General features: G+C 69.6%; 22 protein-coding genes. 7 read left to right on the top strand and 15 right to left on the bottom strand.

Annotated elements, in window-relative coordinates:
• Window positions 1-19: 19 nt before the first annotated feature.
• Window positions 20-622: a TetR/AcrR family transcriptional regulator gene (locus ACAG26_RS05485; protein ID WP_370480329.1), complete on the bottom strand. Its 603-nt coding sequence runs from the start codon at window positions 620-622 to the stop codon at window positions 20-22.
• Between the two features lie 141 nt (window positions 623-763).
• Here ACAG26_RS05485 and ACAG26_RS05480 point away from each other — a divergent pair, with 141 nt between their 5' ends.
• The 3 genes from ACAG26_RS05480 to ACAG26_RS05470 are packed head-to-tail and all read left to right on the top strand — an operon-like array spanning window position 764 to window position 4447.
• Window positions 764-1951: a spirocyclase AveC family protein gene (locus ACAG26_RS05480; RefSeq protein ID WP_370480327.1), complete on the top strand. Its 1188-nt coding sequence runs from the start codon at window positions 764-766 to the stop codon at window positions 1949-1951.
• The gene (locus ACAG26_RS05475) at window positions 1938-2753 is read left to right on the top strand and encodes a CbbQ/NirQ/NorQ/GpvN family protein (RefSeq protein ID WP_370480325.1); all 816 of its coding nucleotides are present in this window, start codon (window positions 1938-1940) and stop codon (window positions 2751-2753) included. The genes ACAG26_RS05480 and ACAG26_RS05475 overlap by 14 nt, the downstream gene beginning before the upstream one ends.
• On the top strand, window positions 2750-4447 hold the full coding sequence (locus ACAG26_RS05470) for a nitric oxide reductase activation protein NorD (protein ID WP_370480323.1): 1698 nt from the start codon (window positions 2750-2752) through the stop codon (window positions 4445-4447). The genes ACAG26_RS05475 and ACAG26_RS05470 overlap by 4 nt, the downstream gene beginning before the upstream one ends.
• Here ACAG26_RS05470 and ACAG26_RS05465 read toward each other — a convergent pair.
• From ACAG26_RS05465 to ACAG26_RS05450, 4 genes are all read right to left on the bottom strand, one after another.
• Window positions 4444-4896, bottom strand: a complete 453-nt coding sequence (locus ACAG26_RS05465) for a MarR family winged helix-turn-helix transcriptional regulator (protein ID WP_370480321.1) — start codon at window positions 4894-4896, stop codon at window positions 4444-4446. The two genes, ACAG26_RS05470 and ACAG26_RS05465, sit on opposite strands and share 4 nt — an antisense overlap.
• 65 nt (window positions 4897-4961) lie before the next feature.
• Window positions 4962-6203 (bottom strand): amidohydrolase family protein, encoded by a 1242-nt coding sequence (locus tag ACAG26_RS05460; RefSeq protein WP_370480319.1) that lies wholly within the window; start codon window positions 6201-6203, stop codon window positions 4962-4964.
• Window positions 6200-6529: a hypothetical protein gene (locus ACAG26_RS05455; RefSeq protein ID WP_370480317.1), complete on the bottom strand. Its 330-nt coding sequence runs from the start codon at window positions 6527-6529 to the stop codon at window positions 6200-6202. The genes ACAG26_RS05460 and ACAG26_RS05455 overlap by 4 nt, the downstream gene beginning before the upstream one ends.
• Window positions 6530-6535: 6 nt before the next feature.
• The gene (locus ACAG26_RS05450; protein WP_370480315.1) at window positions 6536-7801 is read right to left on the bottom strand and encodes an aromatic ring-hydroxylating dioxygenase subunit alpha; all 1266 of its coding nucleotides are present in this window, start codon (window positions 7799-7801) and stop codon (window positions 6536-6538) included.
• A 91-nt stretch (window positions 7802-7892) separates the two neighbouring features.
• Here ACAG26_RS05450 and ACAG26_RS05445 point away from each other — a divergent pair, with 91 nt between their 5' ends.
• Entirely contained in the window at window positions 7893-9290 is a 1398-nt protein-coding gene (locus ACAG26_RS05445) for an aldehyde dehydrogenase (RefSeq protein ID WP_370480313.1), read from the top strand.
• Between the two features lie 56 nt (window positions 9291-9346).
• Here the strand turns inward: ACAG26_RS05445 and purF are convergent, their stop codons facing one another.
• The 6 genes from purF to ACAG26_RS05415 all read right to left on the bottom strand — a co-directional run bounded on the left by purF (window position 9347) and on the right by ACAG26_RS05415 (window position 17389).
• Window positions 9347-10852: an amidophosphoribosyltransferase gene (purF, locus tag ACAG26_RS05440; protein ID WP_370480311.1), complete on the bottom strand. Its 1506-nt coding sequence runs from the start codon at window positions 10850-10852 to the stop codon at window positions 9347-9349.
• Between the two features lie 93 nt (window positions 10853-10945).
• Window positions 10946-11338, bottom strand: a complete 393-nt coding sequence (locus ACAG26_RS05435) for a sterol carrier family protein (protein WP_370480309.1) — start codon at window positions 11336-11338, stop codon at window positions 10946-10948.
• A 1-nt stretch (window position 11339) separates the two neighbouring features.
• Window positions 11340-11957, bottom strand: a complete 618-nt coding sequence (locus ACAG26_RS05430; RefSeq protein ID WP_370480394.1) for a CPBP family intramembrane glutamic endopeptidase — start codon at window positions 11955-11957, stop codon at window positions 11340-11342.
• A 14-nt stretch (window positions 11958-11971) separates the two neighbouring features.
• Window positions 11972-13720 (bottom strand): alpha/beta hydrolase, encoded by a 1749-nt coding sequence (locus ACAG26_RS05425; RefSeq protein WP_370480307.1) that lies wholly within the window; start codon window positions 13718-13720, stop codon window positions 11972-11974.
• Window positions 13717-16011 (bottom strand): phosphoribosylformylglycinamidine synthase subunit PurL, encoded by a 2295-nt coding sequence (purL, locus tag ACAG26_RS05420; protein ID WP_370480305.1) that lies wholly within the window; start codon window positions 16009-16011, stop codon window positions 13717-13719. Before purL ends, ACAG26_RS05425 begins: the two co-directional genes overlap by 4 nt.
• Window positions 16012-16135: 124 nt before the next feature.
• Window positions 16136-17389, bottom strand: a complete 1254-nt coding sequence (locus ACAG26_RS05415) for a M18 family aminopeptidase (RefSeq protein WP_370480303.1) — start codon at window positions 17387-17389, stop codon at window positions 16136-16138.
• Between the two features lie 49 nt (window positions 17390-17438).
• On the opposite strand from ACAG26_RS05415, the gene ACAG26_RS05410 reads away from it, so the two are divergent.
• Together ACAG26_RS05410 and ACAG26_RS05405 are read left to right on the top strand one after the other, a co-directional pair.
• The gene (locus tag ACAG26_RS05410; protein ID WP_370480301.1) at window positions 17439-18455 is read left to right on the top strand and encodes a Dyp-type peroxidase; all 1017 of its coding nucleotides are present in this window, start codon (window positions 17439-17441) and stop codon (window positions 18453-18455) included.
• Window positions 18452-19249, top strand: coding sequence for a family 1 encapsulin nanocompartment shell protein (locus ACAG26_RS05405; RefSeq protein ID WP_370480298.1), 798 nt, complete (start codon window positions 18452-18454; stop codon window positions 19247-19249). The genes ACAG26_RS05410 and ACAG26_RS05405 overlap by 4 nt, the downstream gene beginning before the upstream one ends.
• A gap of 79 nt (window positions 19250-19328) precedes the next feature.
• On the opposite strand, the gene ACAG26_RS05400 is transcribed toward ACAG26_RS05405, so the two are convergent.
• The 4 genes from ACAG26_RS05400 to ACAG26_RS05385 are packed head-to-tail and all read right to left on the bottom strand — an operon-like array spanning window position 19329 to window position 21705.
• Window positions 19329-20057, bottom strand: coding sequence for a hypothetical protein (locus ACAG26_RS05400; protein ID WP_370480296.1), 729 nt, complete (start codon window positions 20055-20057; stop codon window positions 19329-19331).
• 9 nt (window positions 20058-20066) lie between these two features.
• Window positions 20067-20744, bottom strand: a complete 678-nt coding sequence (purQ, locus tag ACAG26_RS05395; protein ID WP_370480294.1) for a phosphoribosylformylglycinamidine synthase subunit PurQ — start codon at window positions 20742-20744, stop codon at window positions 20067-20069.
• Window positions 20741-20980, bottom strand: coding sequence for a phosphoribosylformylglycinamidine synthase subunit PurS (gene purS / locus ACAG26_RS05390; RefSeq protein WP_370480292.1), 240 nt, complete (start codon window positions 20978-20980; stop codon window positions 20741-20743). Before purS ends, purQ begins: the two co-directional genes overlap by 4 nt.
• Before the next feature lie 59 nt (window positions 20981-21039).
• A complete protein-coding gene (locus ACAG26_RS05385) occupies window positions 21040-21705 on the bottom strand; it encodes an ATPase (protein ID WP_370480290.1) in 666 nt (221 codons plus the stop codon).
• Between the two features lie 29 nt (window positions 21706-21734).
• On the opposite strand from ACAG26_RS05385, the gene ACAG26_RS05380 reads away from it, so the two are divergent.
• Window positions 21735-22373, top strand: coding sequence for an MBL fold metallo-hydrolase (locus ACAG26_RS05380; RefSeq protein WP_370480288.1), 639 nt, complete (start codon window positions 21735-21737; stop codon window positions 22371-22373).
• Window positions 22374-22428: the final 55 nt, after the last annotated feature.

The raw sequence follows: 22428 nt of genomic DNA, 5'->3' as shown, positions 1-22428 counted from the left end.
ACGAGCGGTGTAACCCGGATCAGGGCAGCTTGATGGCCGACACGTACATCTCCACGATCGGCCGGAAGAGATCGACGTCGTCGAGCTGACTGCCCAACACGACCGCGTCGCTGGTGGCGATGAGCACTTGGGCGAACGTCAGCGGCGGGATGAGGAGGGTGCCGCCGAGCCGGTCGACGCCCTCGACGATGAACTTAGCCAGCGCCGCGAGGACGTCGGCCCGCTTGGCGGCCACCCGCTCTCGCGCTTCGGGATTGCGCAGCAGATACAGGGTGAACTCGTGCCCCAGCGCGGCGTGCTCGGCGCCGCGGTCCCGGCTCAGTTGGCGCCACCGCGCCGCGATCTCGTCGAGTTCGCGCGCCCCGACGCGCCGCGCGGCCGACATCACCCCGGCAAAATTGTCGAAATAGCGCCGCCAGTACCGGTCGCTGACCGCCAAGAACAGGTCTTCCTTGGTGGCGAAGTGCTTGTAGATGGCGCCCTTCGTGTACCCGGCGGCATAGGCGATGTCGTCGAGAGTCGCTGTCGTGAATCCCTTTTCGGCGAACACGTCCTCGGCGGCATCCAGCAGAAGCGAGCGGGTGTGCTCCAGGCGTCGCTCCCGCGTCCAACGCTCCACCATGCGGATGATCCTGCCACAGATTCTGAGAATCCTATTGGTTACTGAGATACCGACTGGTATGTTCGGCACGTCTCAAGCCGTTCCCGTCGATCGAGGTAAGTGAGAGATGTTGATGAACCCCACCGTTATTCGGTTCGCGTCATGAACGATTTGTCGAGCAAAAAGAAGGCGCCCGCTAGCACCGAGTCACTCGACGGCGCGGTCGACTTGGGCGCCCAGGGTCAGCCGAAGGCCAGCGCCATCCGGGTCTGGGCAGTCCTCGGCGGCGCGCTGCTGGCCCTGCAGCTGTACGTGTGGATCCGCTGGATCACCGGACCCTATTTCGAGCGGGTCCCCGGCGGGCCAAACGATCCGCCGATGTACATGAAGGTGCCGCTGCTCGCGAACGCCATCGTGCTATGGGTCGGCGCGCCGTTCGCCCTCTGGTACTTCATCATCCGGCCGTGGCGCCGCGAGCGGCGGATCACGCTGGACGGCATGCTGTTGGTGTCGATGGGGCTGATGTTCTTCCAGGACCCGTTGCTGAACTACCTCAACACCTGGTGCACCTACAACACCTGGCTGTTCAACCGGGGTTCCTGGTCCTCGCAGATTCCCGGGTGGGTGTCGCCCGAGGAACCGGGCCACCAGGTGGCCGAACCGCTGCTGACGAACGTGCCGGGCTACGCGTACGGCGTACTGCTGATCACCATCGTCGGATGTTGGGTGATGCGCAAGATCAAGGCGCGCTGGCCCAACATCAGCAATCTGCGGCTGATCGCGGTGACCTACGCCATCTCAGTCGTCTTCGACTTCGTCATGGAGGGCCTGGTGATGCTGCCGATCGGGTTCTACACGTATCCCGGTGCCATCCGATCGGTGTCGATCAATGCCGGCACCTACTACCAGTGGCCGGTCTACGAAGGGCTGATGTGGGGCGGCGTGCAGGCCGCGCTGTGCTGCCTGCGGTACTTCACCGACGATCGCGGCCGCACCGTCGTCGAGCGCGGACTCGACCACGTCCGGGGCGGGGCCGCTAGGCAGCAATTCATCCGGTTGCTGGCGATCTTCGCCGGGGTCAGCGCGTGCTTCTTCGTGTTTTACAACCTTCCCGCGCAATGGATCGGCATGCACGCCGACCCGTGGCCGGAAGACCACCAGAAGCGCTCCTACTTCAACGGCGGCATCTGCGGTGACGGCACCGACACGCCCTGCCCGAATCCGGCGCTGCCGATACCGACCAAACACTCCGGCTACATCAATACCGACGGCGAACTCGTCCTTCCGCCGGGCGTCGAACTACCCAGGACCGTCCCGTTTGAGCCAGAGGAACCACGTGCCGACAAATAGCCACCCCACCGCCGTGCTGCCGGCGTCGCCGTTTTACCGGGGGGTCGGCGATGAGGTGGCGGTGTTTCGGGCGGCGGCCGGTCGCGGGCTGCCGGTGCTGTTGAAGGGCCCCACCGGATGCGGCAAGACGCGCTTCGTGGAGGCCATGGCGCATCAGCTCGGTCGTGATCTGATTACCGTGGCGGGCCACGAGGATATGACCTCGGCGGATCTGGTGGGCCGATTCCTGCTGAAAGGGGGCGAAACCGTCTGGGTGGACGGGCCGTTGACGCGCGCGGTCCGCGAGGGGGCCATCTTCTACCTCGACGAGGTGGTCGAGGCGCGCCAAGATACGACGGTGGTCATCCATCCGCTCGCCGATCACCGCCGTGAGCTGCCGGTCGATCGGCTTGGCACGACATTGCCTGCGGCGCCAGGGTTTCAGCTGGTGATTTCCTACAATCCCGGCTATCAGAGCGTGCTGAAGAACCTCAAGGAGTCGACCCGTCAACGTTTCATCGCCATCGAACTCGGATTCCCGCCAGCCGAGATCGAAACGGAGGTAGTTGCGCACGAGGCCGGCGTCGATGCGGCGACGGCGCGTGCCCTGGTCACGCTCGGTAACACGATCCGCAACCTGGATAACTCACCGCTGCGCGAAGTGTCCTCGACGCGGATGTTGATCCTGGCCGGCGGCCTAGTCGCCGAAGGGCTTCCGCTGCGCAGTGCCGTCCAGTCCGCCATCGTCTCCGCGCTGTCCGACGATGCCGACGTCATCCGCGCGCTCGGGGAACTCGTGGACGCGGTGCTGCCCCGCACGTGACCGCTTCCGACCCCGCTGCCCCCGACCGGTTCCGCTTTCTCGCCAGCTATCTTGCCGGCAGAGCGGTCACCGTTGCGGCGGCCCCGGCGGGCGAGGCCGCGCACACCAACGGCCAGGTCATCTTCGTTTCGGCGGGCGGGTCCGTCGGCGAGCAGCGTCGCGAGATGCTGGTGCAGAGCGCGCTGCTCGGTGCCGGGAGCCTGGATCCGCGACTGGTGAAGGCGTTGCGGGCACGTCCGACGGTGGCGCGCCGCTACCTGGCTCTGGAGGGGCGCCGGGTTCTTGCCGAATTCGCCACCCGTGTTCCGCTGGCCGCCGCGCTGCGCCCCGCGGGGGATCCGAGCACCGCCAGCGCCGCCGAGTCCCTCGACATGGCGAGGAGCCGAACAGAAGTCGCCGCCGCCCCGCGGTGGTTCGGCGTCATCAGACCGTCCCGGCTGCTGGCGTCAGCCGCCGGGCCGGGCACCCCGGCCACCGACAACGAGCTGCGGCTAGCGTTCGACGTCATCGATCTGCCCGAGGCCGACGACGGTGCCGACGACGCCGGTGGGCGGTCCGAGGAAAGCAAGATTCTCAAGCTGTTCGAGAATCCACTGCTCAACTCGCGGGCGTTGTCGGACTTCCTCCGCAAGATGTTCGGCAATTCGCGGTCGCCGGGCGACGACGCCGCCGGCGGCGAGTTGCAGGTTCGCGCCATTCGGCGGGCACACGCCGTCGGGCCGCACGCCCGACCGCTGCCCACGCAGATCCGTTTCAGCGATGACGGCTGGCCCGGTGCGGCGCTGGGCGTCGGCGGCTCGCTGCATCCGGAATGGGATGTCTTTCACCATCGCTATCGCCCCGACTGGTGCCGGGTCATCGATTTCCCGCTGACCGCGGCCGCGGACGTCTCCGCGGCCGGCGTGCTGCACGACGACGTGCTGCGGCGACGGCTGTCCCGCGTCGGCCTGGGTCCCAAGGTTTTCCGCGGCCGCGCCGACGGGGACGAGGTGGACATCGAGGCGCTCATCGATTTGTTCGTCGATCTGCGCTCCGGGTACTCGCCCCCGGAACACGTCTACACCGAACGCCGCAAGCTGGCCCGCAATCTCGGGGTGCTCATCCTGCTGGACGCCTCCGGGTCGGCCACCGATACCGACCCGGAGGGCCTGGCCGTCCACGACCATCAGCGGCGGGCGGCGGCCACGCTGGCCGTCACCCTCGAGGAGCTGGGCGACCGGGTGGCCGTCTACGCATTTCGGTCGCAGGGCCGACACGCGGTCCAGCTGCCCGCGATCAAAACGTTCGGACAACGGTTCGGTGCGGCGGGGCGCGCCCGGCTCAACCAACTGCAACCGGCGAGCTACACCCGGCTCGGCGCCGGTATCCGCGGCGCGGGCGAGATTCTCAAAACCGAGGCGGGCACACCGAATCGGCTGCTGGTCGTGCTGTCCGACGGTTTCCCCTACGACGAGGGCTACGAAGGCCGATACGCGGAAGCCGACGCCGCCAAGGCGCTGGACGAACTGCGCGCGGACGGGGTGGCCTGCCTGTGCCTTGCCATCGGTGCCGCCGCGGAACCCGCGGGGCTGCACCGCGTCTTCGGCTCGGCCAGCTATGCCAGCGCCGCGACGCTGGCCGACTTGAGCCCGCGGATGGATGAGTTGTTTTTGTCCGCCCTGGCCGAACTCGCTGCGCCGAATCCCACCGGTTAGGGCTCCACCCGGTCGGTGAACAGGGTGTGGCCGGTGCCTTGCTCGACGACCCGGCCCAGCAGCGCCCGGAGGGTGGCCTGCTCGTCGTCGGTGAGCACCCCGAACACCTTCGCGTGCGCGGCCAGGGCGTCGGCCAGCACCGCCGAGGTCACCGCCCGTCCCTCCTCGGTGAGGTAGGCCTGCAGGATCCGCCCGTGCCGGGGGTCTTGTTTGCGTTCGACCAGGCCGCGGCGTTCCAGCGCGGTCAGGGCCAGCTGCACGCCCTGGGGGGTGATCAGCAGCCGCCGGGCGAGTTCGGCGCCCGACAGGCCGGGTTCGTTGGCGAGCTGGCGTAACAACCCGATCTGCGCGGTGCTGACGCCGTGCTGACTGATGGCCTCGTTGACGCTGGTCAACGAGAAGTAGAAGGCCTGCTTGAGCAGCCACAGGATGTTGTCGGTGAGTTCCATGCCCTGCTCCCCTCGCGCGTCTTCTGACGGTAGCGCAGCCGGGGCGCCCGGTGCCCGGCCGCGCCTCAGCGGCGTTTATGCACTCGACCGTCTTTCATGACGAACCGCACATCGAGGGTGGTGGCGATGTCCCGGGTCGGGTCGCCGGGCACGGCGATGATGTCGGCGAGGTAGCCCGGCGCCAGGCGGCCCAACTCGTGGTCGGCGTCGATGAGTTCGGCGCTGGTGACGGTGGCGGCCCGCAGCGCCTGCACCGGTGTCATGCCGCGCTGCACCAGCGCGCAGAGTTCCTTGGCGTTTTCGCCGTGCGGGATGGCCGGCGCGTCGGTGCCGCACGCGATGCGTACCCCCGCCGCGATCGCCTTGGGCAGCATCGCTTTCGCCCGGGGGAAGACCTCCGCGGCTTTGGCGCGCAGCTCGGGCGCGATCCGGTCGACGGCCATCGCGTCGGTCAAATAGGTGGTGGACACCAGGAACGTGCCGTGCTCGACCATCATCGCGATGGTGTCGTCGCTGGCCAAAAAACCGTGTTCGATGCAGTCGATACCGGCCCGGATGCAGGCGCGGATCGCGCTGTCGCCGACGGCGTGCGCGGCCACCCGCACCCCGGCGCGGTGGGCCTCATCGGCGATCGCGGCGAATTCGGCATCCGAGTACTGCTGGGCGCCCGGGGCGGTGCTGTGCGACATCACCCCGCCCGACGCCGACACCTTGATCAGCTTCGCGCCGTGGCGGATTTGGTAACGCACGCAGGCGATCACGTCCGGCACCCCGTTGGCGATGCCTTCGGCCACCGACAGCGGCATGATGCCGGGCGCCAACCGCTGGAACACCGTCGGATCCAGGTGGCCGCCGTACGGGGTGACGGCGTGACCCGCCGGGTAGATGCGGGGTCCGGCGTGCCAACCCTCGTCGATGGCACGCTGCAAGGCCACGTCGAGCAGATAGCCGCCGGTCTTGACCATCAGCCCGAGGTTGCGCACGGTGGTGAACCCGGCGTCCAGGGTGGTGCGGGCATTGACCGCGCCCCGCAGGGTGCGGTAGGCCGGGTCGTCCTGCACGCCGTGCATCGGTGTCGGCAGGCCCTCCGGCGAACCCGGGCCGCCGATGAGCAGGTTGAGCTCCATGTCCATCAGGCCCGGCAGCAGCGTCACGTCGCCGAGGTCGATCAGCTCGGCCGAATCCGGAAGGGGCCCTTCCGGGTTGATCGCGCTGATGCGGTTGCCGTCGACGACGATGACCGCCGGCGAGCGCAGTTGGCCGGCATCGACATCGAGCCACCGCGCGGCACGCAGCACCGCGGTCACGGGACCGGCTCAGCGACGCAGTCGAGGGTGGTGGCACCGGAGTCGGGGACCCGCGGCTGCTTCCAGCATTCGACCGGAAACGACACCGTCACCATCGAATACAGCAGGTGCATCAGGTTCAGCACATCGTCGGGCAAATCCTGCAGGCTGAACTTGTCGCAGTAGGCGAGGGCGTCTTCGGCGCGCGCGATAATGGCCTCGTAGAACGTCAGCATCTCGACCATGGAACTGGCCAATCGCTTGGCGTAGCGCTGCGCCTCGGTCGGCAAACACCAGTCGGCGAACCGCTCCAGGTCGGCGAATTCGGGGGGCAGCAGGTTGGTCATCGGCGGTTACACCTTCGCGGTCGCGTGCCGGAAGTCGTCGATCCAGGCGGCGGCTTCCTTGTGAAAGTGGCGGATCAGGATCTCTTGGTCGTTGAGCAGGAATCGATCCACCGCGCGGGTCTCCAGCATGGTCTGGGTGGCCTCCAACGTGTTGGCGTCCTGCAGCCCGTACTCCTTGAACGACACCGCCGCCAACTCTTGGGCGACCCGCTCCCGCGGTGTGCGTGGCTGCGGGAAGTACACGGTGCCCTCGAAGATGTGGGTGTTATACGAGGTGGGCCAGTAATGGTAGGTCAAATACCAGCCCTGCCCCCAGAACAACAGCACAAAGTTGGGGAACAGCTGAAACGAATCCAGCCCCCACGGATCGCAGTTCGCCGGGTTCAGGCCGGCCGGCATCTCGCCCAGATCGGGCTTGTCCCACGGCCCGAACAGTCCGCTGCGACAAATGTCCTCGATGGGCTTGCGCATCTCGGCCGACATCTCCCAGGCCCGCACCCCGGAGGTGCTCACCAGCCGGTGCGGCCCCTCGATGCGGTAGTGCGGCGCCTCGAAGCCGGCTTCGGCGGCGGCCCGCGAGTAGGCGGTCGGCGACTGGTTCGCGTGCAGGATCGGCGCGTGATAGAACTCCTGGAACGCATCCAGATACAGCTTCCAGTTCGCCTTGACCTCCGAGCGGTAACACCACCGCGACGTCATCCGATCGAACGGGTAGCCTTCCAAGTCCGTGATCATCGGCCCGAGGAACTCCCGCAGCGACTGCTCGGGGGTGGCGGCGAAGTTGACGAAGATGAAGCCTTCCCAGACGTCGCAGTGCACGCCCACCAGCCCATAGCGGGTCTTGTCGAGGTCGAAGAATTCGTCCTCTTGCTGCACGAAGGTGAGGTTGCCGTCGAGGTCGTAGCGCCAGGCGTGGTACTTGCAGGTGAACTGACGGCACACCCCGCTGGTTTCCTCCAGCGGCATGTCGTTCCACACCAGCTTGTTTCCCCGATGCCGACAGACGTTGTGGTAGGCCTTGATCTGCCCAGATGCCGTCCGCACCACAATAATTGAGGTGTTGGCGGCCTTCAGCTCCTTGGTGAAGTAGCTCCCTTTGCGTGGAACCTGTTCGACGCGGCCAACATTCAGCCAGGCACGCTTGAAGATCGCCGCCCGCTCCAGCTCGTAGATCTCCGGGCTGATGGAGTCCTCGTAGCACACCGGGTCGGTGCCCAGCTCGGGATAGTGCTGCGTCCAACTGCCCTCGGGCGGTTTAGGAAAACGCGCCATCACCACTCCTGTCGTCGCCGCCGCCGGTAGCGCCGACGGTATATACTCGCCCCCTAGGTGTCAAGTAGTTGATATACTGGGAAGGGGCACGATGCCGACCCTGACGGTCGTTTCGCCGCATACCGAGAAGCCGATCGCCGAAGTGCCGGCGGCCAATCCAGCTCAGGTCGAGGACGCGGTGGCCGCGGCCCGCGCCGCCGGCGATCGCTGGTCGGCGCGCCCGCCCACCGAGCGCATCGCCGCGATGCGCCAGCTCGCCGAGGTGTACGGGCACAACCGGAATCGGATGGCCGAATTGATCTGCGCCGAGATCGGCGCGCCGATCAGTTTCGCGCATCGCGCCCAGGTCGGGTTGCCGGCCGCGATGATGACGGCGTTCTGCGATCTGGCCGAGCAATATCCGTGGCAGGAGACCCGTGCCGGCTTCTTCGGGCCCCCGCTGCACATCCGCAAGGAGCCGGTCGGCGTCGTCGCGGCGATCGTGCCGTGGAACATGCCGCAGTTCCTGATCGTCACCAAGCTGGTGCCGGCGCTGCTGGCCGGCTGCGCGGTGCTGCTCAAACCGGCCCCGGAGTCACCGCTGGACGCGCTGCTGTTGGCCGAACTGCTCGCCGAGATCGACCTTCCCCCAGGGGTGGTCACGGTGCTGCCGGGCGACGCGGCGGTCGGCGCGCAGCTAGCCGGCCACCCCGGCGTGGACAAGGTGTCGTTCACCGGCTCCACCGCGGCGGGGCGCGCGGTGGCCGCCGCCTGCGCCCCCAACCTCACCAAGGTCAGCCTCGAACTCGGCGGCAAGTCGGCCGCGGTCGTGCTCGACGACGCCGACCCGGCGACGGTCGCGGCGGCGGTGCGCTCGGCGAGCCTGTCCAACAGCGGCCAGATCTGCAATGCGTTGACCCGCATCCTGGTTCCGGCTAGCCGCGAGGACGCGTTCGTCGACGCGCTGGCCGCGGAGCTGACGTCGCTGGTGGTGGGCGATCCCGCCGACCCGGCCACCCAGCTCGGCCCGCTGGTGAGCCGGCGTCAGCAGCACCGGGTCCGCGACTACATCCGCGACGGCCAGGCCGCCGGGGCGCGGTTGGTGGTGGGTGGGGCCGAGCCGCCCGACGGCGTCGACACCGGGTGGTATGTCCGGCCCACCTTGTTCTGCGGTGTCGACAACGCGACGCGCATCGCCCGGGAGGAGATCTTCGGGCCGGTGCTGAGCGTCATCGGCTACCGGGACGAGGACGACGCGGTGGCGATCGCCAACGACTCCGATTACGGCCTGGCCGGGTCGGTGTTCACCGCCGACACCGAGCGCGGCCTGGCCGTCGCCACCCGGATCCGGACCGGAACGTTCGGGGTCAACCAGGGCTACCCGATGGATCCGTTCGCGCCGTTCGGCGGGGTCAAGGCCAGCGGGTACGGCCGCGAACTCGGCCGCGAGGGGCTGGAGAGCTACCTGGAGCCCAAGTCCATCGCCGTCGCCACCTCACCCCGACCGTGAACTAGCCGACGCCGCAGCGGCGTGCCGCGTCGCGCGATTCACGCTCGGCGAGGGATTCAGGGCCGGCGCAGCGCGGACGCGTTGTCGTTTTGGGCGTGCAGGGCCGCATTGGCGAGCATGTGTTCGACCACGTTTTTGCCCAACGCGGTCTCCCCCGGCAACTCGATCGGGTAGGCGCCGTCGAAGCAGGCCGCGCACAGCCGGGAGGCGGGTTGTTCGGTGGCGGCGATCATCCCGTGCAGCGAGATGTAGCCCAGCGTGTCGGCGCCGATGGCGTGCCGGACGGCGGCCAGCATTTCGCCTTCGTCTTCGACGGCGTTGGCGATCAGCTCGGCCGGCGACGCGAAGTCGATGCCGTAGAAGCAGGGCCAGCGCACCGGCGGTGAGGCGATGCGCACGTGCACCTCGATCGCGCCGGCCTCCCGCAGCATCCGGACCAGGGCCCGTTGGGTGTTGCCGCGCACGATCGAGTCGTCGACGACGACCAGCCGCTTACCGCGGATCACCTCTTTGAGCGGGTTGAGCTTGAGCCGGATGCCCAGTTGGCGGATGGTTTGCGACGGCTGGATGAAGGTGCGCCCAACGTAGGCGTTTTTCGTCAGGCCCTGCCCGAACGGGATGCCGGATTCCTGGGCGAAGCCGACCGCGGCCGGGGTGCCCGATTCCGGGACCCCGATCACCAGGTCGGCGTCGGCGGGGCATTCCCGGGCCAACCGGCGGCCGATGTCGACCCGGGTGGCATGCACCGACCGGCCGGCGATGGTGCTGTCCGGGCGGGCCAAATACACGTACTCGAACACGCAGCCCTTGGGGGTCGGGTTGGCGAACCGGGTGGAGCGCACCCCGTCGGCGTCGATCGCCAGCAACTCACCGGGCTCGATGTCGCGGACGAAGGAGGCGCCGACGATGTCGAGGGCGGCGGTTTCGGAGGCCACCACCCAGCCGCGGTCCAGCCGGCCCAGCGACAGCGGCCGCACCCCCCACGGGTCGCGGGCGGCGTAGAGGGTGTTTTCGTCCATGAAGGTCAGGCAGAACGCACCGCGCACCCCGGCCAGCAGCTCGACGGCGGCCTGCTCCAGGGTGGCGTCGGCCGAACCGTGGGCCAGCAGCGCACCCAGGATGTCGGAGTCGGTGGTGGCCCCGAACTCGCGGGGGTTGATCAACCCGGCGTCGCGGGCGCGGGCCACCAACTCGGTGGCGTTCACCAGGTTGCCGTTGTGCCCCAGCGCCACCCCGGTGCCCGCGGCGGTGTTGCGGAACACCGGCTGGGCGTTCTCCCACGTGGTGGAGCCGGTGGTGGAGTAGCGGCAATGCCCGATCGCGACGTGGCCGGCCATCGCGGCCAGGGTCTGCTCGTCGAAAACCTGGCTGACCAGCCCCAAATCCTTGAACACCAGCACCTGGGAGCCGTCGGCGACGGCGATGCCGGCGGCTTCTTGGCCGCGGTGCTGCAGCGCGTACAGGCCGTAGTAGGTCAGTTTGGCGACGTCTTCGCCGGGTGCCCAGACCCCGAATACACCGCACTCTTCCCGCGGCGGGTTCTCCACCTGCTGGTCATTCAAAAGGCTGCTCTCCCCCGGGGCGGCGTGGGCGACGCCGTCCAGTCTACGGGCAGGTCACCCCCGGCACAGAATCGCGCGCCGCGCCACGCCCGATTACGTGTCGAGGGTCACCACCGGCAGCCAGCCGGCGACCTCGCCGGCCCGGGCACCGGACGCCCGCAGCGCCCCGGTCGCGGCCGCCTCGGACAGCGTCACCAGCCCGGCGGCCAGCCGCAGCCAGGTGCGGGGATCGGTCTCGACGACGTTGGGGGGTGTGCCGCGGGTGTGCCGCGGCCCCGCGACGCACTGCACCGCCACGAACGGGGGGATGCGCACCTCGACGCTGGCGCCGGGGGCCAGCGCGGCCAGGGTGCGCGCGGTCAACCGGACCGCGGCCGCCAGGTCGGTGCGCTGCGGGGCGGGGCGGGTGTCGTCGCGCACCCAGTCCGCCACCGCGACCACCGCGGCGCGGGTCTGCGCCGGGTCGGGGGCTGTGCGGGCGGCCACGTCATCGCCCCGTTCGCCGCTGCACGGTCAGCGCCGCCACCGCCCCGGCCTCGTTGAGGGCCAGGTGCAGCAGCATCGGCGCCGCCATGCTGCCGGCCCGCTCGGCCAGCCAGCCGAACAGCCACCCGGCGGCCCCGGTGACCAGCACGGTCGGTGCCACCGGCGCGCCGGTGGCGCGGGCGTCGGGGATGTGGGACAGCCCGAACGCGGCGGCCTGCACCACCCGACCCGCGGCGGGCCCGAACGCGTCGGCGGCCAGCCGGCCCAGCGCGGCCCGGAACGCGATCTCTTCGGCCCACACCGTGCCCAGCGGGATCTGCACCGCCAGCCAGTGGGTCGCCGACCCCGGCAGCTCGCGGGCCGCCAGCACCGAGCGCGTCAGCGGCACCGCCGTCGTCGCGGCCACCGCCGCCGTCGCCGCCGCCGCGACCGGCAGCCCCACCCGCAGCCCCCGCCACAGCCGCGGCGGGCGCAAGCCCAGCGGGGCGCGGGCCGCCACCGGCAGCAGCCCGCCCGCGCCGACCTGCAGCAGCATCCGCCACGGCATCGGGATCCGGGGCAGCACGAAACTGCCGCCCACCAGTGACACCGCCAGCGCCACCGGCGGTATGCGAAAAATGGTGCCGCGCATCGCTATTCGGGGTCCAGGGCTTCGCTGTGGTGCAGGGCGGCGCGGATGCGTTCGGTGTCGGCGGCGGTCCAGCCGTCCGGCGGCAGCACCGCCACCCAGCCATCGAGCACCGTGTCGCCGTAGCTGTGGCCGTGCCCGCTGGGCACGCTGAGCGCGTTGGTCAGGTCCGCGGTGACCTGCCAGAACGTCACCACCGGATACCAGCGCATAGACGCCGACCGGTCGCGTCCGGGCGGTTCGACCAACCAGTCCGGCTCGGAGAACAGCAGATCCGGGGACCACCAGATGACCGGGTCGGACGGGTGCTGCAAGAACAGCACCCGGGTGCCCTCCCACGGCGGGGCGGCGGTCTGGGCGACGTCGGCGGCGTCCCGGCCGGTGGAGAACCGGACGGTGCGGCCGTTGTCGTAGCGGGGGTCGGCTTCGGTGCTGCCCGGGTCGCGCCGCACGATCAGCGCATGCCACAGCGGGCTGGTATGCGGCGGTCCCACCCACAGCACCGCATCGAAGCCCATCTTGGCGATGTCGGGCAGCCAGCCGAACGCGCCCTGCCCCGCCATCGACCCCAGGCTTTCGCCGTAGAGCACCAGCTTGGGCCGCTGCCCGGCGGGCAGCCGCTGCCAGCGGTCGTGGATGGTGTCGATCAGCGACCGGCCGGAGTCCAGCGACTTCTGCTGATCGGCCAGAAACGAGATCCAGCTGGGCAGATACGAGTACTGCACCCCGACCGTCGCGGTATCGCCGTTGTAGAGCATCTCCAGCGACCGCGCCGCCACCGGGTTGATCCACCCGGTGCCGGTGGTCGGCACGATCACCAGCAGCTTGCGGTGAAACGCCCCGGTGCGGTCCAGCTCGTGGACGAGCAGCTCCATCCGGTCGGCGTCGGTGTCGGCGCTGTGCAGCCCGGCGTACACCCGGATCGGTTCCTTGGCCGGCTGCCCGGACAGCCGGGTCAGCTCGGCGGCGTGCGGACCGGTGGCCACGAAGTTGCGGCCCTCAAAGCCCAGGCTGTCCCACGGTGCCAACGACGCGGGGCTGCCGGATTTCTCCGGCAGCATCGGCTGGGTCACCCCGGCGCGGGTGGTGGTGTTCTCCGGGGCGAACAAGGCGTTGGCGCCGGTGAAAAACCCGCGGATCAGCACACCATTGATCAACGTGATCAACAGCGCCACCACGATCGCCGTCCCGATGAACAGCGCCGTCTCGTTGTGCAGATGCCAGCGCCGGATCAGCCGGCGGGCCAACAGCTTGATCGCGTCGAGCACGGTGCGGGCCGCGGCCACCAGCAGCGCCGCCACCCCGGTCGCGATGATCAGGGTGCGCAGATAGCCCACCGTCGTCGGGCCGGCCATCCCCATCAGCGCCGACACCTGCCGCTGCCAGGCGGCGGCCGGAATCAGCATCAGCACACACACCGTCGGGGAGAGCACCACCACGGCCGCCTTCAAGCCCAGCAGCACCCGCGGCGGGGGCGGCCACCAGCCGGCGTTGCGCAACACCAGGCGGTGCGCCACGGCGCCGAGCGTCACCCCCAGCCCGTAACCGAACGTGCCGTTGAGCCCGCCAATGAGGCCCTGGAACAACCAATCCCGCGGCAGCAGCGACGGGGTGAGCGACAGGCAGAACAGCAGCGCCGCGAACGCGATCCCGACGAACTTCAGCCGCACCAGGCTCCACGCCCACACCAGTAACGGATGGCGGCCCCGCGGCTCGGCCCGGTCTCCGGGCTCGGCGCGGACCGCGGTGCTCATCCGAACAGTCCGGGCAGCACTCCCTCGTAGGTGCTGCGCAATTCCGCCAACGAGACGCCGAACAGGCCCTGGAACTCCACCGCGTCCGAGCCTTGATCGACGACACCGATGCGGATGGCCGGCAGCCCGCGCGCCTCGCACATGGAGGTAAACCGGCTCTCCTCGGTGCGCGGCACCGCGACCAGCACCCGGCCCGCCGATTCGGCGAACAGCGTCACGAACGGATCGGCGCCCTCGGGAAGCACGATGCGGCAACCGGTTTCGCCGGCCAGCGCGGCTTCCACCACGGCCTGCGCCAGACCGCCCTCGGACAGGTCATGGGCGGCGGAGACCAGGCCGTCGCGGCTGGCCGCGCACAGCACCTCGGCCAGCAGCTTTTCCCGGTCCAGGTCGACTTTCGGCGGCAGCCCGCCGAGGTGGTCGGCGGTCACCTGCGCCCAGATCGAGCCGTCGAATTCGTCGCGGGTCTCGCCCAGCAGCATCAACGTCTCGCCGGGTTCGGTGCCCAGCCCGGTCGGCAGGCGGCGGGCGACATCATCGATCACCCCGAGCACCCCGACCACCGGGGTGGGCAGGATCGCCGTGGACCCGGTCTGGTTGTAGAAGCTGACGTTGCCGCCGGTCACCGGAATCCCCAGCGCCGCACAGCCGTCGGCCAGGCCACGCACCGCCTGCGCGAACTGCCACATCACCCCGGGATCCTCCGGGGACCCGAAGTTGAGGCAGTTGGTGACCGCCACCGGGGTGGCGCCGGTGGCCGCGACGTTGCGGTAGGCCTCGGCCAGCGCCAGCTGGGCGCCGGTGTAGGGGTCCAGCGCGGTGTAGCGGCCCGACGCGTCGGTGGACACCGCGATCCCGCGTCCGGTGGACTCGTCGATGCGCAGCACCCCGCCGTCGGCGTGCTCGGCCAGCACGGTGTTGCCGCGCACGTAGCGGTCGTACTGTTCGGTGATGAACGCGCGGCTGCACAGGTGCGGGCTGGAAAGCAGCGCAAGCAAAGTCGCGCGCAGCTCGGCGCCGGTGACCGGCCGCGGCAGCTTTGTCGAGGTGTCGGCGTTCAGCGCGTCCTGGGTGTCCGGGCGGGTGACCGGGCGCTCATAGACCGGTCCCTGATGGGCCACCGTGCGCGGCGGCACGTCGACGACCGTCTCCCCGTGCCAGCTGATGTGCAGCCGGTCGCCGTCGGTGACCTCCCCGATTACCGTGGCCAGCACGTCCCATTTGCGGCACACCGCCATGAAGGCGTCCACGTTCTCCGGCGCGACCACGGCGCACATGCGTTCCTGCGACTCGCTGGACAGCACCTCGGCGGGGGTCATGTTCGCCGCGCGCAGCGGCACTTTCTCCAGCGCGATCGCCATGCCGCCGTCCCCGGCGGACGCCAACTCCGAGGTGGCGCAGGACAATCCGGCCCCGCCCAGGTCCTGGATGCCGACCACCAGCCCGGCCGCATACAGCTCCAGGCAGCATTCGATGAGCACCTTCTCCATGAACGGGTCACCGACCTGCACCGACGGCAGCTTTTTGCGCCCGGCGCCGGCCTCGTCACCGCCGAAGGTGTCGCTGGCCAGCACCGACACCCCGCCGATGCCGTCCAGCCCGGTGCGCGCCCCGAACAGGATGATCTTGTTGCCGGCGCCGGAGGCGAACGCCAGGTGCAGGTCCTCCTTTTTCAGCACCCCCACGCACAGCGCGTTGACCAACGGGTTGCCCGCGTAGCTGGGATCGAAGACGGTCTCGCCGCCGATGTTGGGCAGCCCCAGCGAGTTGCCGTAGCCGCCGATGCCGCGCACCACCCCGTCGAGCACCCGGCGGGTGTCGGGGGCGTCGGCGGCGCCGAACCGCAGCTGGTCCATCACCGCGACCGGGCGCGCGCCCATCGCCATGATGTCGCGCACGATGCCCCCCACCCCGGTGGCCGCGCCCTGGTACGGCTCGACGTAGGACGGGTGGTTGTGCGACTCCACCTTGAAGGTGACCGCCCAGCCGTCGCCGATGTCGACCACCCCGGCGTTCTCCCCGATCCCGGCCAGCATGGACGCCCGCATCGCCTCGGTGGTGGTTTCGCCGAAGTAGCGCAGGTGCACCTTGGAGGACTTATACGAGCAGTGCTCGCTCCACATCACCGAGTACATCGCCAACTCGGCGTCGGTGGGGCGCCGGCCCAGGATTTCACGAATCCGCTGGTATTCGTCGTCTTTGAGGCCCAGCTCGGCGAACGGCTGCGGATGATCGGGGGTGGCCGCGGCGTGTTCGACGGTATCGATGGCGGGAGTGGGCCCAAGGGTCACGGCCTTGAGTGTAATGGCCGGTACTGGGGCCGCCGTTTGCTCACTCACCCGTCGCCGGCGCGCCGAGATCGACATCAGCGCGGAAAACTGCGAGAAGCGACCACGCTAACGTCAATCTCGGCATCTAGTCCGGCGCCAGGAACGCGGTCAGCGCGGCCGCGTAGGCGGCGACATCGGCCGCGCCCATCAGTTCGCGCGCCGAATGCATGGCCAGCTGGGCGGCGCCGACGTCGACGGTGGGGATGCCGGTGCGCGCCGAGGTCATCGGCCCGATGGTGGACCCGCACGGCAGGTCGGCGCGGTGCTCGTAGCGTTGCAGCGCCACCCCGGCCTGCGCACAGGCCAGCGCGAACACCGCGGCGGTGCGGCCGTCGGTGGCGTAGCGCAGATTGGGTTGCACCTTGAGCACCGGGCCGGCGTTCACCGCGATCGGGTGCCCGGGTTCGTGCCGGTCCGGGTAGTTGGGGTGGGTGGCGTGCGCCATATCCCCCGACGCCACCACCGAGCCGGGCAGCCGGCGCAGGAAGTCCTCCCGGTCGCCGCCGCCGGCCAGCACGATGCGTTCCAGCGTGCTCAGCAGCAGCTCGGACTGAGCGCCGTGATCGGAGGTGGAGCCCACCTCCTCGTGGTCGAACAGCGCCAACACCGGCAGCTGGGGGCCGGGGTCGGCGGCCAGCAACGCTTCTAGCCCGGCGTAGCAGGTGGCCTGGTTGTCCAGCCGGGGCGCGCTGACGAACACGTCGTCGACCCCGGTCAGCGTCGACGGGGCCAGGTCGTGGGTCATCAAATCGAAGCCCAGCACGTCGCCGGGGTCGATGCCGGCCCGCTCGGCGACGTAACCCACAAACGACCCCGGCGCGTCGCCGACGCCCCATACCGCGTTGACGTGCCGCTGCGGGTCCAGCGCCACCGCCTTGCGGTCCTCGGCCAGGTGGATGGCCAGCTGCGGCACCCGCAGGATCGGCTCGTCGACCCGGACCAGCCGGTGGCCGACGCCGGCGCCGTCCCGCACCGACAGCCGCCCGCTGATGCCCAGGTCGCGGTCCAGCCACGAGTTCAGCCAGGCCCCGCCGTAGGGCTGCAGCGCCACCACCTGCCAGCCGGCCACGTCGCGGTCGGGACGCTGTTTGACCCGCAGGTTGGGGCTGTCGGTGTGGCCGCCGACGATCCGGAACGAGCCGCCGCCGGTGGTGCTGTTCCACGCCACCAGCGAGCCGGCCCGCACCGTGAAGAACCGGCCCCCGTCCGGCCACCGGTCGGCCTCGGCGAGCTCGCGGTAGCCGGCGGCGCGCAGCCGCTGCGCGACCGTCGCGCACACGTGGTACGGCGACGGTGACGCGTCGATGAACTCGCACAGACCCGATGCACTCGCAGACATGACCTCATCTTCGATCATCCCGACACCGCCGAACGGTTAGGGTCGGGTGATGCCTGCAACGTCACCGCAACCGGTTTTGGCTCCGTTGACGCCGGCCGCCATCTTTCTGGTGGCCACCATCGACGAGGGCGGCGAGGCGACCGTCAACGAGGCGCTGGCCGATTTGTCCGGGCTGGTGCGCGCCATCGGGTTCCGGGATCCGACCAAACGGCTGTCGCTGGTGACCTCGATCGGCTCGGCCGCCTGGGACCGGTTGTTTTCCGGGCCCCGCCCGGCCGAGCTGCACCCGTTCGTCGAACTCGACGGCCCGCGGCACCGCGCCCCGGCCACCCCCGGCGACCTGTTGTTCCACATCCGCGCCGAGGTGATGGATGTCTGTTTTGAGCTAGCCGGGCGCATCGTCAAGGCGATGGCCGGCGCGATCAGCATCGTCGACGAGGTGCACGGGTTCCGGTTCTTCGACAACCGGGATCTGCTCGGCTTCGTCGACGGCACCGAGAACCCGGACGGTCCGGTGGCCGTGGACTCCACCCAGGTCGGCGACGAAGACCCCGATTTCGCCGGGTCCTGCTACGTGCACGTGCAGAAGTACGTGCACGACATGGCGGCCTGGGAGGCGCTGTCGGTCACCGAGCAGGAGCGGGCGTTCGGCCGCACCAAGCTCGAGGACATCGAAATGCCCGACGAGGACAAGCCGGCCAATTCGCACCTGGCGCTCAACGTGATCGAAGACGCCGACGGCAACGAGCTCAAAATCGTGCGGCACAACATGCCGTTCGGCACGGTGGGCAGCGGCGAATACGGCACCTACTACATCGGCTACTCGCGCACCCCGGCGGTCACCGAACAGATGCTGCGCAACATGTTTTTGGGCGACCCGCCCGGCAACACCGACCGCATCCTGGACTTCTCCACCGCGCTGACCGGCGGGCTGTTCTTCACCCCCACCATCGATTTCCTCGACGACCCGCCGCCGCTGCCGGAGCCGGCCGCGGCGGCCGCGGCACCGCCCACCCCGACCCACGATTCGCTGGCCATCGGCAGCCTGAAAGGAATCCCGCAATGAACAACCTCTACCGCGATCTGGCCCCGGTCACCGATGAGGCGTGGGCCCAAATCGAAGAAGAGGCGTCCCGCACGTTCAAGCGCCACATCGCCGGCCGCCGGGTGGTCGACGTCAGCGAGCCGGGCGGACCGCAGGCCGCCGCGGTGGGCACCGGCCGGCTGATCGACGTGACCGCCCCCACCGACGGCGTCATCGCCCAACTGCGGGCCAGCCAGCCGCTGGTGCGGCTGCGGGTGCCGTTCACACTGTCCCGCTCCGAGATCGACGACGTGGAGCGCGGCGCCCAAGACGCCGACTGGGATCCGGTCAAGGACGCCGCCAAAAAGCTGGCGTTCATCGAGGACCGGGCCATCTTCGAGGGCTACCCGGCCGCCTCCATCCAGGGCATCCGCGCCGCCAGCTCCAACTCCGCGCTGACCCTGCCCGACGACGCCCGCGACATCCCCGACGTGATCAGCCAGGCGCTGTCGGCGCTGCGGCTGGCCGGGGTCGACGGCCCCTACTCGGTGCTGCTGTCCGCCGAGGTCTACACCAAGGTCAGCGAAACCACCCAGCACGGCTACCCGATCCGCGAACACCTGCACCGGCTGGTCGACGGCGACATCATCTGGGCGCCCGCGATCGACGGAGCGTTCGTGCTGACCACCCGGGGCGGCGACTTCGACCTGCAGCTGGGCACCGACGTGACGATCGGGTACCTGTCGCACGACGCCGACAGCGTGCAGCTGTACCTGCAGGAGACCCTGACCTTCCTGTGCTACACCGCCGAAGCCTCCGTCGCGCTGAACTCCTAGCAGCTTCCCCGCGAGCGTGCGTGTCCCCGGCCGACACGCCGCGGTTTTGGCCGGGATTGCGCACGCTCGGCGCCGGGGATTAGACCGCGAACCGCTCGCCGCTCAGCCGGCCGGCGGCCCGACCGTCGGTGAGTTCGCTGCGGTGTTCTGGGTGTTGCCAATAGAACCGGACCATCGCGCGCAGAGCTTGGCCGTTACGCGTAAACGAGTGCGCGGTCAGGTTGGGATATCTCCCGTCCAACATCGCCATGACGATTGCGCTGGGCTGCTGCACGCGGCGGCCGGGCACCTTGTCGGTGATGTCGTCCACGTCGTCCCAGCCACCCTCGACGGCCCGTCCCTGCGCGATCTCGAATCCGCTCGGAGTCAGCCGCAGGTACGTTCCCCGGCTGAACTGCCGCCACAGTGTGGGGATAAACGCCACCGCGCCGAGCCCGAGGATGAGGGCCTCGCCGTTGATCCGTTCATCGGGGTCCACTGGGATGTCTAGTTCCCCGGCCAAAGACAGGATGGCGCCCAGCCCCATCGCGATCGTGACAGCGACCAGCGACACGTTGAGAATCACCGCAGAGATCCGATCCGGTCGGATCGTGGTGCCAGCGTCGTCAAAGGCAACTCGGGGAGTTACCCCGATCAGCGATTTGCTAGTGCTGGCAACCCCGCCGACGCAAAACACGCCGAAGCCGAGCGCAACGACAGCGGTGGGGTATTCGTCACGGGTAACGGCGGTAACGAGCCACACCAAGCACACGATGGCAAAACCACCGAAGAACAGCGACACAAAAACCAGCAGCGCGACGTGCTTCACAGGTGAACGCTAGGCGGCCAGCACGGCGTCCAGCGCGGAGTAGAACAACCCCAGCCCGTCGTCGGACGGGCCGGTCAGCGCCTCGATAGCATGCTCGGGGTGCGGCATCAGCCCGACGACGCGGCCGTTGGCGGAGCTGATGCCGGCGATGTCGCGCAACGAGCCGTTGACGTTGTCGAGGTAGCGGAACACCACCCGCCCCTCGCCCTCCAATTCGTCGAGCACCCGCTCGGACGCCACGTAGCGGCCCTCCCCGGACTTCAGCGGCACCAGCAGGTCCGCGTCCGGCTCGAACCGTGAGGTCCACGCGGTGGCGGTGGACGCCACCCGCAGCCACACGTCGCGGCACACGAAGTGCAGGCCGGCGTTGCGGGTCAACGCGCCGGGCAGCAGGCCGGCTTCGCACAACACCTGAAAGCCGTTGCAAATCCCCAACACCGGCATGCCGCGGCCGGCGGCGGCGATGACTTCGCCCATCACCGGCGCGAATCGCGCGATGGCGCCGGCCCGTAGGTAGTCGCCGTAGGAGAACCCGCCGGGGACCACGACCGCGTCAACGCTTTTGAGGTCGGCGTCGGCGTGCCACAGGCTGACCGGCTCGGCGCCGACGAACCGCACCGCTCGGGCGGCGTCGATGTCGTCGAGGGTGCCGGGGAAAGTGATCACCCCGACCCGGCCGGTGGTCACGGGGTCTCCCGAGTGATGGCCCAGTCTTCGATCACGGTGTTGGCCAACAACGATTCCGCGATTTGCGCGAGTTCGGTGTCGCCGATACTGTCGTCCACTTCGAGTTCAAACCGCTTGCCTTGCCGGACATCCGACACGCCGCCGTGCCCGAGCCGGGCCAGCGCACCAACGATCGCTTGACCTTGCGGGTCAAGGATCTCGGCCTTGGGCATCACGTGCACCACCACCCGGGCCACTGCGGCTCCTCGCTGTCGAGCTGAACGTTCGGCGTAATCCTACGTCGGGGGTCGCCCGGTCAGTGGCAGGAGTCGAGGTAGGCGGTGCACAACGGCTTGACCAGCGCGTCGAGGACCTGGGCGTCGTCGATCACCGGCCACGGCACCTGCGGCGGCGCCGACGACCACAAGGTGAGTTCGCTGATGGTGCTGCTCTGCTGGGCGGCCAGGTAGGTGTGCATGACCACCGGCCCGCTGATCACCGCGGCCAGCCGGTTCGGCTCGTCGGTGGTCAGCGACGGGGACTGTTCCGGCGCGCCGCGTTGGCAGCCGCGCAGCGCGGTACGGGCGGCGTTGAACACCGACGCGGCGAGTTGGCCGGTGCGCCAGGTCTCCCCGCGCCAGTGCAGCACCTGAGCCTGCAACTGCCACTGGCCTTCCGGCTTGTCGAGCACGGCCCGGCTGGCGACGACGTAGTCGCGGGGGTCCTGCGGCACCGGCGCGCTGGCGCACAGTTGCTCGAACCGAAACCGGGGTGTTCCGGTCACCGCGGCGGCCGCCCCGGCCGGCGCCGGCCAGTGGTACACCGCGTTCAGCGGCACCGCGGCCGGGTCGATCCACGCGGAATTGGGGATCTGGTCGCACAGCGTCGGGCAGGTCTGGGGTTCGGCATGCGCGGGTGCCCCGGACACCGGGGCCGTCGCAAACCCCCCGACGATCAGCAGCGTTGCCATGATTACCCGCATACGCACTCCCTCAGCGCACAATCGTAGATATGCAACTGACGCATTTCGGCCATTCCTGTCTGCTCGCTGATTTCCATCACACCACCGTGCTGTTTGATCCGGGTAATTTCTCGCACGGTTTCGAGGGAATCAGCGGCTTGTCGGCGATCCTGATCACCCATCAGCATCCCGATCACGTGGACACCGCCCGGCTGCCCGCGCTGCTTGCGGCCAACCCGGACGCGGCGCTGTACGCCGACCCGCAGACCGCCGCGCAGCTGGGCGCGCCGTGGCAGGCGGTGCAGGTCGGCGACGAGTTCCGGGTCGGCGAGCTGACCGTCCGCGGCGTCGGTGGCCGGCACGCGGTGATCCACCCGGAGATCCCGGTGATCGACAACATCTCGTATCTGGTGGGCGACGACGGGCACCGGGCCCGGTTCATGCATCCCGGCGACGCCCTGTTCGTCCCCGACGAACCGGTGGACGTGCTGGCCACCCCCGCGGCGGCCCCGTGGATGAAGATCGCCGAGGCCGTCGACTATCTGCGCGCGGTGGCACCGACCCGGGCGGTGCCGATCCACCAGGGCATCATCGCCCCCGACGCCCGCGGCATCTACCACGGCCGGCTCGCCGAGATGACCGACACCGAGTTCCAGGTGCTGCCCGAGGAGCGCGCGGTCGCGTTCTGATCCGCGCGCGAACGTGCGCAGATCCGGGGATTTGGCCGGCGTGTCGGCCGGGGAC

It is taken from the genome of Mycobacterium sp. pUA109 (assembly GCF_041287095.1).
Lineage (GTDB): Bacteria > Actinomycetota > Actinomycetes > Mycobacteriales > Mycobacteriaceae > Mycobacterium.
This window is presented reverse-complemented; position numbering and strand designations above follow the sequence as displayed.